This is a genomic window from [Leptolyngbya] sp. PCC 7376, assembly GCF_000316605.1.
Taxonomy (GTDB): Bacteria; Cyanobacteriota; Cyanobacteriia; order Cyanobacteriales; family MRBY01; genus MRBY01.
The window spans coordinates 3,165,225-3,179,732 of the sequence record NC_019683.1 but is presented as its reverse complement, the minus strand read 5'-3'; the positions used below and the strand labels follow the sequence as shown (position 1 = coordinate 3,179,732).

Annotated in this window: 13 protein-coding genes and 2 tRNA genes; 8 read left to right on the top strand and 7 right to left on the bottom strand. The window is 42.9% G+C overall.

The window, feature by feature from the left end; genetic code table 11:
• Positions 1–63: 63 nt before the first annotated feature.
• Positions 64–963: an alpha/beta fold hydrolase gene (locus LEPTO7376_RS14295; protein WP_015134876.1), complete on the bottom strand. Its 900-nt coding sequence runs from the start codon at positions 961–963 to the stop codon at positions 64–66.
• 95 nt (positions 964–1,058) lie between these two features.
• The gene (locus tag LEPTO7376_RS14290) at positions 1,059–1,775 is read right to left on the bottom strand and encodes a hypothetical protein (protein WP_015134875.1); all 717 of its coding nucleotides are present in this window, start codon (positions 1,773–1,775) and stop codon (positions 1,059–1,061) included.
• A 266-nt stretch (positions 1,776–2,041) separates the two neighbouring features.
• Here LEPTO7376_RS14290 and LEPTO7376_RS14285 point away from each other — a divergent pair, with 266 nt between their 5' ends.
• The 8 genes from LEPTO7376_RS14285 to LEPTO7376_RS14250 all read left to right on the top strand — a co-directional run bounded on the left by LEPTO7376_RS14285 (position 2,042) and on the right by LEPTO7376_RS14250 (position 10,123).
• Positions 2,042–2,551 (top strand): GNAT family N-acetyltransferase, encoded by a 510-nt coding sequence (locus LEPTO7376_RS14285; protein WP_015134874.1) that lies wholly within the window; start codon positions 2,042–2,044, stop codon positions 2,549–2,551.
• A 75-nt stretch (positions 2,552–2,626) separates the two neighbouring features.
• Positions 2,627–2,700, top strand: a tRNA-Pro gene (locus tag LEPTO7376_RS14280).
• A 338-nt stretch (positions 2,701–3,038) separates the two neighbouring features.
• On the top strand, positions 3,039–3,953 hold the full coding sequence (locus tag LEPTO7376_RS14275) for a Tic22 family protein (protein ID WP_015134873.1): 915 nt from the start codon (positions 3,039–3,041) through the stop codon (positions 3,951–3,953).
• 55 nt (positions 3,954–4,008) lie between these two features.
• Positions 4,009–4,893 carry a peptide chain release factor N(5)-glutamine methyltransferase gene (gene prmC / locus LEPTO7376_RS14270; RefSeq protein WP_015134872.1) on the top strand — a complete coding sequence of 295 codons (885 nt, stop codon included), beginning with the start codon at positions 4,009–4,011 and terminating at the stop codon, positions 4,891–4,893.
• A gap of 140 nt (positions 4,894–5,033) precedes the next feature.
• Entirely contained in the window at positions 5,034–6,569 is a 1,536-nt protein-coding gene (locus LEPTO7376_RS14265) for a hypothetical protein (protein ID WP_015134871.1), read from the top strand.
• A gap of 109 nt (positions 6,570–6,678) precedes the next feature.
• Positions 6,679–7,215 carry a type II secretion system protein gene (locus LEPTO7376_RS23660; RefSeq protein WP_015134870.1) on the top strand — a complete coding sequence of 179 codons (537 nt, stop codon included), beginning with the start codon at positions 6,679–6,681 and terminating at the stop codon, positions 7,213–7,215.
• Positions 7,193–7,843, top strand: a complete 651-nt coding sequence (locus tag LEPTO7376_RS23655) for a type II secretion system protein (protein WP_015134869.1) — start codon at positions 7,193–7,195, stop codon at positions 7,841–7,843. Before LEPTO7376_RS23660 ends, LEPTO7376_RS23655 begins: the two co-directional genes overlap by 23 nt.
• A 72-nt stretch (positions 7,844–7,915) precedes the next feature.
• A complete protein-coding gene (locus LEPTO7376_RS14250; RefSeq protein WP_015134868.1) occupies positions 7,916–10,123 on the top strand; it encodes a prepilin-type N-terminal cleavage/methylation domain-containing protein in 2,208 nt (735 codons plus the stop codon).
• A gap of 437 nt (positions 10,124–10,560) precedes the next feature.
• Here the strand turns inward: LEPTO7376_RS14250 and LEPTO7376_RS14245 are convergent.
• From LEPTO7376_RS14245 to LEPTO7376_RS14230, 5 genes are all read right to left on the bottom strand, one after another.
• Positions 10,561–10,642, bottom strand: a tRNA-Leu gene (locus LEPTO7376_RS14245).
• Positions 10,621–11,496, bottom strand: coding sequence for a M48 family metallopeptidase (locus LEPTO7376_RS24865; RefSeq protein WP_015134867.1), 876 nt, complete (start codon positions 11,494–11,496; stop codon positions 10,621–10,623). The genes LEPTO7376_RS14245 and LEPTO7376_RS24865 overlap by 22 nt, the downstream gene beginning before the upstream one ends.
• Positions 11,497–11,535: 39 nt before the next feature.
• Entirely contained in the window at positions 11,536–11,958 is a 423-nt protein-coding gene (locus LEPTO7376_RS14240; RefSeq protein WP_015134866.1) for a M48 family metallopeptidase, read from the bottom strand.
• An 86-nt stretch (positions 11,959–12,044) separates the two neighbouring features.
• Complete coding sequence (locus tag LEPTO7376_RS14235) at positions 12,045–12,398, bottom strand: iron-sulfur cluster assembly accessory protein (RefSeq protein ID WP_015134865.1); 354 nt, start codon at positions 12,396–12,398, stop codon at positions 12,045–12,047.
• A 104-nt stretch (positions 12,399–12,502) separates the two neighbouring features.
• Positions 12,503–14,428 carry a sodium:proton antiporter gene (locus LEPTO7376_RS14230; RefSeq protein ID WP_015134864.1) on the bottom strand — a complete coding sequence of 642 codons (1,926 nt, stop codon included), beginning with the start codon at positions 14,426–14,428 and terminating at the stop codon, positions 12,503–12,505.
• Between the last annotated feature and the right edge of the window lie 80 nt (positions 14,429–14,508).

Below are 14,508 nucleotides of genomic sequence, written 5' to 3'. Positions count from 1 at the left end.
AGTTTAAAAGTAGAGCGGATTAATATTTCTCTACTAAGCATTGTAGTCAATCTCCCTACACTTTTACAGACTTTTTTTACACGTATTTTTACTTAAAATATCTATTAAATGTTGGCTTACAATCTCTGCATGCTCGACCATTGCCAGATGACCACAATTCTGGATTTCCGTAACGTTTTCTCCCCTCAAGCCAAACAAATGATGAAAGCTCGCCAGATGATAAACGTACTTTAGTTCCATCACCGAATCCTGACTTCCTGCCAAAAAATAAACAGGCTGTTGAAGCTGTGCCACAAGTTGCGGTAACTGATGGACTTCTTTTTCTGTTGTCGTCTCCAATAAAGCACCTAGTGCAGCCTTGCGATCTGCCGCAAAAAAATCGAGTAATCGTTGCTTCCCCCAGCGTCTCGAAAGAGGCTGTTGCACCATTAATCTCGTGAATGGCAGCTCAATAAACGGGACATACATTAGCCAAGGAAAACGATTTTGAATTAACTTTTGACCCGCAGACCGAAATTTCTCAAAATCTTCCTTCAGATAAATTCCACCACCAGAGTTTACACAGACGACTCCTTGTACAACCTCTGCGAGGTTACTTGCTCCGCATATTGCAATACTGCCTCCTAGAGAATGACCAACCAGCCATGCGTTTGTGATGCCAAGTTGAGCTAATAAAACCTGCAAATCTTTAGCGTAATCTTCTAATGTAAATCCCTGAGACGGATACCTGTTAATCTCTTTACAAGTTGCCGCAGATTCTCCGAACCCTCTTAAGTCATAGCTGAGGCAAGGATAAAACTCTGACAATTGTTTGATGACTGGTTCCCAATAGGAACGACTCAATAACCAGCCATGGATAAACACTAATGTTGGTGAATTTTTACTCGCTTCTGTAGACGACGACACTTGTTGTCCTGTCCAGTCATACGTATGCAGAACATCTCGAATTACCGCAGTCGCCATATTACTGTTTTGACCATACCTTCAGTCAGTGGCACATCTACAATTTTAGACAACTGTTCGCCTTCTGTAATTCAAAGAAATAATACAAACCATTACTAACCAAGGAGTCGGTACTTGACGCTCTCGGCAATTCTTTGTCCTAAGTAGTCCGGGATAAGGTTTTCGTTCGGACCTAAGAGATACAGGATTAAGCGAGTTCGTCCTCGCCACACTAGTAAATTCGCATTTACAACAAGTAAGTCTTCCTGCCAGGTTGCGTACATTACTTTATAGAAGAGACCTGGTTGGTTATCTGCTTCGATGAGAAGGGCTGGAAGGTGGAAAACGGGGTCAATGTAAAACTCTGTTTCAACTTGTTCTAGACCCGCATCGAGGTTAAATTCGACGGCTAGCATTTCTTCGACTTCGAAGCGACCGGCTAGAGCTTCACGTATAGCGCGACACACATTGTCAGAGGTCTGGGAAATAAGGGCTTGATTACCGCGGGAGACAACAAGCTTGATAAAGACAAGCATGGGTGGCTTGATCTGGCCGTACAGGCTGAGGCTATGGATTTTGAGACCATAGGCCGCAAGGACACCAAAGATATCACTTAGCAGAAAGGATTGATTGCGATAGGCAAAATGGAGGGCGCTTTTTGTTCCTTCAGGGATGACATCAATAATTGCTTGTTTTGATTTGTAGAGGCGATAGGCGAGCTGGAGATTTTGAAGCTGAATTTCGCTGCTCACAAACTGCTCATAGAACTGAGGGAATGAGCGATTAAACCGCTTGAGAAGATCGAGGGTAGATGGTTTTAACGCCGTTGTCATGTGCTCAGAACTAGGGTGGGTTGCTGCGATGTTTGATCTGGTTTATCTGGCTTAATTACTGGTGTTGTCGGTTAAGACGTGGTTCTATGCTTCAGTTTACCGCATTGATTTGATGGATTATTTGCACTCGAAACCTCCTAAACATAAAGGCCATGGCAAGATGCTACTACTTGTTTCGGATATTCGGTGTAAGATTATCAGGGATATTTATGGTTCGCAGCCTCCTACGACATCATATCTAGGCGATCGCCTCGACTGACAAAAGAATGGGTTTTTTAAAAAGACTACTCAATAACACTGCTGACCAACAAAATACAGATAAGACAGACAGTAAAAGACTGGAGTCGGCGGGGCAACCCCGCATATTTTTTAGTTTAGACCGAGATATCGATCTTTATGAACTCGAAGAATTATGCGACAAAGTCGGCTGGGCAAGAAGACCGATTCGAAAAGTCCGCAAGGCAATTCAGCATAGCTTCCTCGTCGTCACAGTCTGGGAAGTGCGCAACGCTAACCGAAAACGCTTGATTGGCTTTGCTCGTGCGACCTCTGACTGCGCTTTTAATGCAACGGTCTGGGATGTTGTCATCCACCCAGAATTTCAGAGTAAAGGCCTCGGAAAAGGGTTGATGAAATTCATTATTAAGAAATTACGAGAATCAGACATCAGCAATATCACGCTATTTGCGGATCCTCAGGTCGTCGAGTTTTATCGTCGCCTCGGCTTTATCCTAGACCCTGAAGGCATTAAGGGGATGTTTTGGTATCCCAGCTAAAGCTCTGCAACAAAGAAATTTTGGGCAAGGCTTCCAATTAATTATGGACTACGTTATACTGAATCGTCCGAACTACGGGATGTAGCGCAGCTTGGTAGCGCGCCTGCTTTGGGAGCAGGATGCCGCAGGTTCAAATCCTGTCATCCCGACTTTTATTTTTAGACTACGAATTATGGTTCTGCGAGTTTTGCAGTCTATATTTTTGTGCTAAGGTCAAAACCAATTTATTACCCTATACCCATTACCTTTGTGGATGTTGAGTCAATAGGGTTTCTTTTGATTTGGAACTCTCTTTGATTTGCCCCCGTCTGCTTAGGGTAATTGCATAAGATTGCCTGCTTTGTAGAGTAGAGCATTTATTGTCACCTCTGATTTAGAGTTTATCTAACAATCTATTAGTTAGATTTTTTAGATTGGGTTGACCTATAAATATCTGTATTTCTACACGCGCAATTATCTAGCTGTCATTTTTTGAGGTTTTACGTTTATGAAAAGTCTGGTTCGCTTTGGTCGTCAAATGTTATTTGCTGGGGCTGCGATCGCCGGAACAACCATAGGGCTAAGCTTACCTGCAGCGGCATTACCAGAGGAGATGATCCTACAGAAGCTAGAAGCTGTGCCCATGTATATGTTGATCACCGACGATGGACAACCGATTTTTGCCAGTGTGCAAGATGGAGAAAATGGTGAATCCACTGGTATAACAGGCGTATTTGTCAGTCCTTCTGATGCGGAAAATCTTGTTATTGCTCGTCGTGAAGAAGCAAAACAGTTATTGGCAGAAGAACAAGCAAAACCACAACAAGATGTGGCTTTGATTGCGGCTCTAGAAGATCAGTCAGCACTTTGGGAAGAGGCAAACATTCTACCGATTGGTCTGGATCGCATTTATGAGTTTGCCCAGAGTGAAGATGCGGACAATCTCAGTTTTCAGTTTTTCCCCACTCTCAAGCAGGTGCAGAATGCCTCTGAGGTATTAGAGGATGGTCAGACTTTCCCAGGAGTGCCTTTATTCTTTTTATCGGCTCAAGCAACTGATGAGCAAGGGCAACCCATCACCACATTCCCGACAACGCCAATCCTTAATCCTGCTTTAACGCCTAAAACGATTGCAAATTGCGATCAAAATGCTCAAACGCCTGAGGTTGGCGATGATTGCACCATTCCTCAAATTCCTTTGTTTTTCGAGGTTGAGCCTATCCTGACTCAACTTGAAGGTCTAGATAACACTGACAATCTCAGTATTAATGTGATGCCTTTAGAGGTGTTTATCTCTAAACTCGTTAACGAAGATTTGCCTAATGATGAAAAAGACTTTTTACAAAATATGTCTCTCATTCCAGCAGCAGAGTCTACTCAGCTGATCCAGAGCATTCTTGAGAGTGGTGAAGCGCCTCAGTAAGCTAGATCGTGAGATGATGAACATCATTATTTAGCGAATTGCATTGAGCGGATCTTTGGTTTTAATTTCTGGGTCTGAATTAAATCAGTGGCGACAATGGGCAGAAGCTCAGGCGATCGCCGCTGATATTTCTTTGGGGGAAATCAACTGGTTTTTACAGGCTCTCACCTCAGCAACAGCTTTAGATTTGAAATTTGGCATAGGCCGAGAAATTACGAGCCAAGTTAATCTTGCTGAGCTGACTGAACTTTGGCAACAGCGAATTCAAAAACGAATACCTCTACAATATCTGGTCGGTAAAGCACCTTGGCGAAATTTTGAGCTGATTGTGACGCCAGATGTCTTAATTCCTCGTCCGGAAACGGAATATTTAATTGATTTAGCAAAAGATGCAGCTGAACATTCTGATCTAAATTTAGCGACTGGACATTGGGTTGATTTGGGAACGGGCAGTGGGGCGATCGCCCTAGGCTTAGCCGAAGCATTTCCTAGCGCCGAAATTTATGCTGTTGATCAAAGTCAGAAAGCTCTCGATGTCGCCAAGCAAAATGCTGATATTTACAAATTTGCCAACAGAATAAAGTTTTATCAGGGGAGTTGGTGGAAACCTCTGTCTCACCTCGAAGGAAAAGTGATGGGAATGATCTCGAACCCACCTTATATTCCATCCGCAATGTTACCTAGTTTACAAAAAGAAGTTTTTTTTCATGAGCCCCATAGTGCTTTGGATGGTGGCGAGAATGGCTTGGCTGACATCCAAATCTTAATTCACAAATCTCCTAATTATTTGATTTCTGGTGGTATTTGGCTAATTGAGCTGATGAGAGGCCAAGGAAAAACTGTTGCTCAATTTCTTAAAAAAAATGGCTGCTATACACAAATTCAGATAATCAACGATCTCTCTGGTGGTGATCGCTATGTCATGGCAAAAAAAAGATAAATATTTTTTTTATCAGGATTTCTCTGGAAAAATTCAGTAAAACTTAACTTTAAGTTGTGGGCGATCGCCCTTCGAGTGGGAATAATTAAGTTAAGTACCTTTTCTGCTGCTTCGTATTTAGCAACGCGAGTCAAACGCCAATGAATCTCTGGAATTATTTTTTACAACGAATCACCAAAGATAAAGAACAAGGCTTTACTATTCCCCTTATCTTGGGCTTGGGACTTTTCATGCTTGCTATTGGCATTACCTCAATCAAGATGAGCAGCACTAGCGAAATCAACTCAAAGGTTCAGGAAAAATCATTACAGGCTGTCGCAGCAGCAGAAGTTGGATTAGTCCGTTATCAAGAATTACTAAATGCAGACCGCACTCTCGCGACCTACCAAGATTGCATCACTGGGCGAGATGCCAATGGAGCCTGCACCGATACAACTCAGCCAAGTTGGGCTCAGGCAACTAACATCGTTTCTCCAGCTCAATCTGCAACGAGTTGTGCGGGAGGAGGTTCAGGAGTTGGTACAACTTTGAGTACTAGAACAAGCACCGTCCAATGGGAAGATGCAGATTCGGCAGATCCATCAAAAGGTCAATACCGTCTTATTAGTTATGTATACTCTCCCGCAGTTGGTGTTAGCTCTTACGATACTCCCGGTGTTGGAACACTAGTCGTAGAAGGCAGAACTTCTCAAGGGACCTCGGGAGTTACAGATCGAGATGGAACTATTAATACAGGAACCGCGCGTCTTCAAGTAGAAATTCCAATTCTTACAAATAATGCAAACAGTAACTTTAGCTTGCCTGGTTTATGGATGAAGCTGAGTACTCAGGCAAACTTAGAAACCCATAATGTTAATGGAAGTATCTTGCTTGAGAATGCAACCTGTACTGGTGGCGATACCATTCCAAGTAACCTCTCACAAGCCGCTAATATCGCTCAGGAAGCTGGTAGCTTTACTGGGGAAATTACATCAAGTCCAGAACTGATTCCTGACGTTCCTGATCTCCCACCAGCCAATAGTTATACCGAGTTGAGTAGTGGAAGTGATTTGTTTACAACACTCCCTCGTACTGGGGTCACTCCTCCTGATGTCAAATATAACGGGGCCTACCACTACCTTGTTCCTGATATGTTCATGTCAGGTGGAGATTCGATTAATGTTACTCCAGGAGAAAAAGTCGTTATTTATGTTCAAGGAAACATAGAACTCCGTGGTGGCATTAATGACGGTACAGGGTCGACTGTTGATCAAGTTCAAATTTACGGAAATGTCTACGACGCAGCAGATCCAACTACCACTAAATATGGATGTGACGGAACTGTCGGACTAGATTGTCCTACTCAAACATTAAAAGTTAGAGGTACCGCAGGATTTACAGCTTTTATTCATGCCCCCGATGCATGGGCTTGCATTAATGGTGGTGGTGGTAATCCTGCAATTACTGGTGCTGTATGGATTAAACAATGGGTAGGGACGACAACAGACGTTGGTATTCCAGCTGCTTTAGCTTCAAATCTAAACCCATGTTCGGGCAATAACAACAAAACGGTCATCACAACAGAATATCCAGCTGATCTCAGTTCACTTCTAGGTGCTCCGGCTCAGATCCAAATCGAAGAACCTCAACTCTCTCCAACAACATCTTGGGAGAGAATCGAGCGAGATACAAACTAGTACCTAAGAATGAATTCACCGGAGATGCAGCTCAGCTTTATATTAATGTAAATCAGAGTTTAATTGCTTTCGACAGGTAAGCTGATATTAAGTCTAGGGTTCAAATGCGATGCTTATTCAACCTCAAAAAAATGTGCGGCAATCTAATAATTCAAATGAAGAAGGATTTACTCTGATCGAAGTCCTTGTTGGGATTATTATGGCAACTGTTTTTACATTAGTCACAACTCAGGCGATCGCAATTTCGGCCCTTTATAGAGTTAAAGCTCAACGTCAATCTGAAGCCTTACAATGGATTCAGCAAGATTTTGAAGAACTCAAATTTGACGCTCTTACTGCTTTACCCGGTGGAGACTGCACCAATGGCTATGCCCTTGCGTTGGCGTCGTATTTCTCAGGAGACACCATTGCCGCTTTTCCTGAAACACATATTGGGAGTGTAGATTCCTTCATCGATGCTCCAGTCTTACTCAATAAAACGTTTGAAGTTACCCGAACATTTAATGCTTACGAAACTACAGCTCCATTTAATGTTTTGACAGTTTCATACTCTATTACTGACCCAACTAATCCGAATACTGCCACAAATGAAATTGCAACCTTTTACTCGGAGGTCCTGCCAGATGCTGCCTTTTCATGTAACTAAACATCAAAGTCCACAAAAAACACAATATTATCAAACGGGTTTTACTCTGATTGAGGTTTTAGTTGTAGTGTTTCTCATTGCTATTATGTCAGCAATAGTGGGTCCTGGAATGCTGGGATTCTTACAGCGAACAAAAATTTCTTCCGCCCAAAGTGAGGTACTAGGCATTCTCCAAGAAGCGCAAAGAACAGCTGTACGAGGTACTACAAATTGTAATGATACATCTTGTGTGACAACCTGCTCTCTAACCCTTCCAGCTAGCAATAGTCTTGCATCTGCGGCAACAAATAATGTTTTAGTCGTTTCGAGCTCTTGCGCAGCTAGTGGCGATAGAAGTTTAGAAGGCGTTCGAATTCGGCACAATTTTGCATCAGTTAACAGCACCTATGACGGAACGACAACACTTATCGCAGATTTATTTAATTTCAAAGGAACCACGAGTGATTCTTTAACACAAAATGATAGTGAAGGGAAAAAAGATCTAGTTATTGTTTTCACAAGCGAGTCTAGTGAAGCTTTCCAGAAATGTCTTGTTGTTTCAAGTGGTTTGGGTCTCATCAGAGTTGGCAACTATGCCCCTGGTTCAGCGGATGCAGTCCAATCCAAATGCAGTGCAATTAACTCTTAAATTTATTTTTTCATCAGTGTATTTGCGTCGATCTTCTCTCACTTATCGACTATCTATCTAGATTTAAAAACTATGAATACTTTCTCAAATTACTTCGCATCGTTAATTAAGTCCGATAGAAGTAAAGGCTTTACATTGATCGAACTTCTAGTGGCGATCGCCTTAAGCGGCATTGTAATTGTAGGATTAGGAGCTGGAATGGTTGCAGTACTTGGCCGAAGCAAAAGCTCCGCAACAAAAACTGATCTCAAAAATCAACTTAATCGGGCGATCGACTACATCAACGATGATATTAAAAGGTCTCGAGTTGCAGGTCTAAAGCAAACTAACGTAAGCAACGATACTTTAATACTGACCTATTACGAAAATATTAACGACACATCAGGTCATACGATCGAATATTATCTGGACTCAGTAGCCTCTAATGAACCATGGTTAGGACCAAACGTTTTAAGGCGTAAAGTTGATTCAGGAAATTGGCAAGTACTAGTAGACGGATTAACAGATAGAGACTCAACATTCACTTGCTCCTCTTCTAATTTCATTCCAGTAAATTTAGGAGGATTTCAAGCCTGTATTGAAAGTCAGCAAGCTAGTAATGGTAACGATATATATAGGACTACAGTTGCACTATTTGGAGAAGTCTCATCTTCCGAAGTTGTAGAAGTAAGTAGCGCAACGATCTCCCGTAGCGTAACGCCAACAGTTGACCCACCAGTCCTGTCATTCACTCCGGATACAGCTCTTGAGCCGACTATCACATGGGACCCAATTATCGGGGCAACATCCTACTCGATTTATGAGTGTACAACCACTAATACAGCGCTCGCCTGTCCCTTCTCCGATGCTATTTTAACTCCCCTCAATATAAGTGTGACGTCGCCGACTTCTCAGCTTGACACAACAACAGCAGTTGGAGGTGAAAGATCGTGTTATTACGGTGTTACGAATAGTGGCGCCGCATCAAGTCAGGAGAGTGAAGCAGTCTGCACAATTGTTGCTCCATCTGCAGCTCCAAGCGACGTTGCATCGGCAGATCTAATAGTTACTGATGAAACTGTCCCAACCGTTTCATGGACACAAGACTTTACTGCAACCCAATATCAAATTTATCGATGCACCGCTTTAACAGGTCAAAGCTCATGCAGTATCGATGTTAATGACCCCACGACCTATACTATTGTTGATGATTTTGTTGCTTTAACTAGCGCTGCTTTCGACGAAAAAGTTCCTTGGACAGAAACTGAAACACCTAATGACGGAGAAAGATTTTGTTATGGAGTTATCGTTACGAACTCCTTAGGACACTCCAGCATTACGGGAAGCAATACCAAGTGTGGTGCGGCAGTGGTTGGTCAAACGATCAACACTAGCTGGAATATCTCTTTTGTTAACTTTGATACCTCAGCAGTTGAACCACAGGACATTACTTGGGATGAAGTGCCTGGAGCAACAAGATATGAACTTCGCCGATGTACGACTGATGATGGTACTGAGTGTGAACCATCCTCCGGAACAACAGTTCTGGATGACGCAGCTACTGATTTAAGTATTTCTAGTTCGGTAGTATCAGATTACGATGAAAATAACGAACCAGGACCAGCCAAGCGCTATTGTTATGCTGTTCGTGCAAAGGATGATACACAAGCGAGTAACTTTAGTACAAAGCAATGTACAACACCACAGGCAGGAAGTTGCACGCTAAATCTCGTGCCATTTGGTAAAGGCTCTTCTCCATCTTTTGTCTTTACAGATGATCCGGATTTTCGCCAGACGTTGTTAAGTGGAGTAACTGCTAGTAAATTTTCTACAGTAACTTCCGAAAAGCAAAATTTAGGAGCAGGATATGAAATTCTGTTTGAAGTTCAGGAAAATAGCACAGGAAGCTTTGTCGGTGTTCAAGGAAGCAATACAGTCAGTTTACCTTGTGATACTTCTATTAATATAGTCTGGTGGTTCAACGGAGTTGAAGTTGAGGCTCCAGTACTCTCCATAGACCTTACAGACTCAGGTTCACGAAAAGACTATAAGCCTGAAATTTCTTGGAATAGTGTAGCCGAAGCAGACCGCTATGATGTTTATAGATGTACTGAAGCAGGTGCTGATTGTGTTCCATCTAGTACTGATCTCCATACAGCTAATTCAACCTCTCCTGACTTAGAAACGACAAACCCAAGTAATGGATCTCGCTGGTGCTATAGTGTTAAAGCAGTAGATACAGACACCAGTCCATCCACAGAAAGCGCATTTAGTAATGTCTTATGTGGTAATGATAAATAAATAACGTGAGTTCGGGTTAAGGAGTTGGGATGAAATCCCGACAACTTAGCCTGAAACTCCTGTAAATCAAGAGTTTGTTTGGAATTTCATCTATTTGCTGATTCGCAACAAAGCATTTTTATTGAAAATATCGTATTGATTGAGCTCAATCAGTAGGATATTGCATAAAATAATCACTGCTCAATAGAGAACAAGAAGCCTCAAACCCAGATTGGGAGAGACTTTTTTCCTATTGTTCTTATCCCGAACTCACGTTCATTAGAAAAATGCCTGTTGACCGTCGCCATAACGGAAAAATTCTCTATCGCAAACTACTCACAAAGACATTGCGCACGAATAAAACAAGAGGTTAGTTATTGGCGATCATCTAAACTCCGACAAAAACAAAAAATCTCGATTTTATTTAAAACCGAGAGCTTCTATCAAGTTAAATTTTATGGGCAGAGGGGGACTTGAACCCCCACGACCGAAGTCGCCACATTTTGAGTGTGGTGCGTCTACCAATTCCGCCATCCGCCCTTGGGTAAACCTTTGCTACTATAACCTGAATCCTTCATCAGAAGCAAGTTGGAATATTCTTGGGAACCAGACCACTCCCGAATTGCTTGAGCGCGAATTACCGGAACTGGGTGAGTCAGCTGAGCACTCTGATTTTCTTGCAATAATTTACCCAGTTGACTGTGACTCAGGGTTTCATAAGTTTTTGCCTGCTCCATAAACGCATCGAGATTGAGTAATGGTGCAAGACTCGGCGAACCGCCCGCCAACTTCATCAATACTGACATAATGATTCTCGGATCTTGACTCACTAGAAATGCCGCGCGATCGCAACTCAATTCAGCGCAACGCAGCCAAGACATCATTTGTTCTTGCATGGATTGCGCTGCCAGAGTTCCCCAAATGGGAAGAGCATTCGTTGCTAAAACCAACAAATTTGCCATGGTTAGATACACGCCGTGCTCGCATTTGAGATGACCTAACTCATGCGCCATTACCGCCTGAATTTCTTTGTCATCCAACATCTCCACCAAGGAAGTGTGAATCACCATAAATGGCTTTTCTCCACGCATCGCAAAGGTGTAAGCATTGGGAACAGGATTTTGCTGGATATATAAGTCTGGTGCCTCAAGATCTAGAATGTCGCAGGCTTCTTTTAGAAGATTATGGAGGTGAGGCAGTTGGCGATCGCCCACCAGAATACTCGACGCAAGATTATTAAACTGGAACACCTGTTCAGCAGTAGAACCCAGCACCGAACGGATTAACAGATCTAACCCCGGCAATTGCCGCAAATTATTCGTCGCTTCACGGTCAAGGGGATGACGAAACTGATCTGCATTTAAACCGACAAAATAGTACTTTGTCCCAGTCATAATCTTAAATTAAGTTCAGAGTAAAAGTTGTTGGAGAGCTTACTCAGAAAGCCACTTTTTCACTTTCTGTAATTCCTTCCAATCTGGCTTGCGCTTTAGACCATCTTCAATATTTTCGTTAATATCAACCTTCACTTCATCGCTAAAGTCCATCACCTTTTGCACGAGCTCAATATGCTTGCGTACTCCTTTACCGCCAGTGCTAAGTAAAGCGATCGCCAAATTGACATGGGCTTGGGGATTACGGTGATCAATCTTCACACTACGTTGGGCTGCAGGGAGCGCAAGATCTGGCTTATCCCTTAAAAGATGCAACCATGCGACACAACTCCAAGCTGCGGCATTTTTCGGATCGAGACGACAAATCTCTAAAAATTCAGGCAATAAAACTTCAGGAGCTTCCCCTGCATCGTAACGTTCAAAGCCTTTTTCAAAACGCTGTTCAATAGTGAGTTCAGTCATAACCAAATATGCGGAATATTAAATAGAAATCGCGATCGCCTGCAAAAAACTAGCCATTACAATCGCGACTCTCTATTAAACCAAAATTAAACCCCAAAGGATTTACCGCAACCACAGGTTTGGTTTGCATTAGGGTTTGTGAATTGAAAACCACCACCAATCATCGCTGTGCTGTAGTCGAGCACCATGCCATAGAGATAGAGCAGGCTTTTCTTATCGCAGATGATCTTAAAACCATCGGCATAGTCAAACACATCATCATGCTCATTAACACTCTCAGGAGAGTCAAAATCCATCATATAGGACATGCCAGAGCAGCCGCCTTGACGTACACCGACACGGAGCCAGAGATCTTTGCCTTGTTGTTCACGCAGTGCTAAGACGTGTTGTAAGGCAGTGTCAGTCAGTTGAATGCCGGGAGTAGTAGTCGCTTGAGTCATAGTTTTATAGGTATTAAACGCGTTTACGAAACTCAGTTCTTAAATAGAATTAATTTCCATCACAGGGCGATCGCCCCAACATTGGTATTTTACGTGCCTTTATTTTAGCTGTTCTCTTCCGACTCTGAAGAGGATTCGGGAGTCAATTGATGTTTAAAATTTTCGACTTCCGGCAATTCTTCTAAAACCAACCTTGAAGATTGCATTCCACCAGAAAGACGTTTTAGGAGCTGAGGACGCGGATCATGGAGCAAATAAATCAACTCATCCGCCGTCTGCAACTCATCCAGCGATCGCATCACCATCAAAGTATCTTCCCGCCTAATCAATAAAGGCAATAATTCGCCTGAATCGATGAGTGATTGAAAATAAAATGTTTTCTTTTCAGCTTTTTCGGTTTCTCCAATTGTTGATTTACCCAATTTCACTTGCTGATCACGAATGTATTGGTTCCAAGTTTTAACGGAAAAACCACTAGTAAATGCCCGATCGATTTTTGAGGTGTTGGCGATCGCATTATTTCCGTCACCTTCTTCAAAAAACGCCACAACCCTAGGCGGCTGAAACTCTTCTACAGCACGCTGTGCGAGCACTAAATTCACTTCGCCATTGCTCGTTAGAGATAAAAACGTTCCCATTGAGCTAATCCCAATCTCTTCTAAAACCTCAGCATTTAGAGCACTACTTTGGTACACCTCTAATTTCTGAGCCTTCGCTTCCTCACAAGCTTTGGCATCCGTATCAACAATAACGACGGATTCCCCTTGGTCTTGGAAAATCCTTGCCACAACCCGGCTCAAGGGATTGGAACCAACAATTACAGCACCCTTCGCACTCGAAGACGTAATTTGTAATTGTCGCGCCATCCACTTGGCTGTTAAACCCTGAATAAATACCGTCATCAAAATTGTCAGAAAGACCAATGCTTTAATTGAAGCACCACCGTTAAATCCTTGTTCCGTCAAAATAATTGCGAACAAAGATGCGATAGAAGCAGAGACAATCCCTCTCGGTGCAACCCATGCAACGAAAAACTTTTGGCGCCAGTTCAAATCGCTATTTGCAGTGCAAAGCGCAACACTGATTGGCCGCACCACAAACATTAATGCGGCCACCGCCAAAAAACTTCCCCAGCCCAAGGCAACGATACTTGCTAACGATAAATCTGCGGCCAACAAAATAAATAGAACCGATACACAAAGAATCGTTAATTGACCTTTAAATCGCAGTAAGAGACGTTCTTCTGGCAGTGAGAGGGTGCGTAATACAATCCCTGCAACCACGACAGCCATCAAACCAGACTCTCGGCTAATGTACTGGGCAAAACCAAAAAGTCCCCAAGTACTCGCTAAAACCAATAAATTCTTTAGATCTTCAGATAGAAAAGTGGTTAATCGAATGAACTGACCCAGTAACCAACCACCTATAGCACCGATTAAGGTACCAATCCCGAGACGCACCATCAAACCACTGGCAATTTCGAGGAGTCCAGCGTCAACATTCAAAATGGTATCTAGCACCACAACGGCGAGGATGGCTCCCACCGGATCAATTAGTACACCTTCGCCTTCAAGTAATGTGGCAACTTTCTTTTCAACGGCAACTTGTTTTAATAATGGTCCCACGACAGTCGGGCCAGTAACGACTACCAATGCGGCATATAGGAAGGCGATCGCCCAAGGAAATTCCGCGAGATAGTGGGCTGCGATACCACCGCCAGCCAAAGTAATTAACGTACCAAAAGTCACGAGATTTCGGAGGCTACCGGACACCTCACTCAATTCTTTGAGACGGAGATTTAATCCCCCTTCAAACAAAATAATCGCAACGGCGAGGGAAACTAAGACCTCTAAACCAGCCCCAAATTCACTGGGATGCAATACCGCAAAGCCGTCAACACCGAGGGTAATCCCAAAAATCAAAAGCAGAACAATACCAGGAACCTTCAGGAATTCGCCTAGCACTTGCGCGGAAATCCCGGCAAAAACCGCAATGATAATTTGCAACGTGAGGTTAAATGAATCTGCCATGCGAAAGTCTAAAAAAGAGATAGCAAGTTGACGCCAAAATAAGGCTGCTATCTTACAAATTAATCAAAGTATAGCCTTTT

What these genes read in the sequence shown, in the direction of transcription:
- LEPTO7376_RS14240 (WP_015134866.1), bottom strand. Translation starts at nt 11,958, where the DNA reads ATGACTGAACTCACTATTGAACAGCGTTTTGAAAAAGGCTTTGAACGT.
- LEPTO7376_RS23655 (WP_015134869.1), top strand. Translation starts at nt 7,193, where the DNA reads ATGCTGCCTTTTCATGTAACTAAACATCAAAGTCCACAAAAAACACAA.
- LEPTO7376_RS14235 (WP_015134865.1), bottom strand. Translation starts at nt 12,398, where the DNA reads ATGACTCAAGCGACTACTACTCCCGGCATTCAACTGACTGACACTGCC.
- LEPTO7376_RS14230 (WP_015134864.1), bottom strand. Translation starts at nt 14,428, where the DNA reads ATGGCAGATTCATTTAACCTCACGTTGCAAATTATCATTGCGGTTTTT.
- LEPTO7376_RS23660 (WP_015134870.1), top strand. Translation starts at nt 6,679, where the DNA reads ATGCTTATTCAACCTCAAAAAAATGTGCGGCAATCTAATAATTCAAAT.
- LEPTO7376_RS14250 (WP_015134868.1), top strand. Translation starts at nt 7,916, where the DNA reads ATGAATACTTTCTCAAATTACTTCGCATCGTTAATTAAGTCCGATAGA.
- LEPTO7376_RS14295 (WP_015134876.1), bottom strand. Translation starts at nt 963, where the DNA reads ATGGCGACTGCGGTAATTCGAGATGTTCTGCATACGTATGACTGGACA.
- LEPTO7376_RS14285 (WP_015134874.1), top strand. Translation starts at nt 2,042, where the DNA reads ATGGGTTTTTTAAAAAGACTACTCAATAACACTGCTGACCAACAAAAT.
- LEPTO7376_RS24865 (WP_015134867.1), bottom strand. Translation starts at nt 11,496, where the DNA reads ATGACTGGGACAAAGTACTATTTTGTCGGTTTAAATGCAGATCAGTTT.
- LEPTO7376_RS14265 (WP_015134871.1), top strand. Translation starts at nt 5,034, where the DNA reads ATGAATCTCTGGAATTATTTTTTACAACGAATCACCAAAGATAAAGAA.
- LEPTO7376_RS14275 (WP_015134873.1), top strand. Translation starts at nt 3,039, where the DNA reads ATGAAAAGTCTGGTTCGCTTTGGTCGTCAAATGTTATTTGCTGGGGCT.
- LEPTO7376_RS14290 (WP_015134875.1), bottom strand. Translation starts at nt 1,775, where the DNA reads ATGACAACGGCGTTAAAACCATCTACCCTCGATCTTCTCAAGCGGTTT.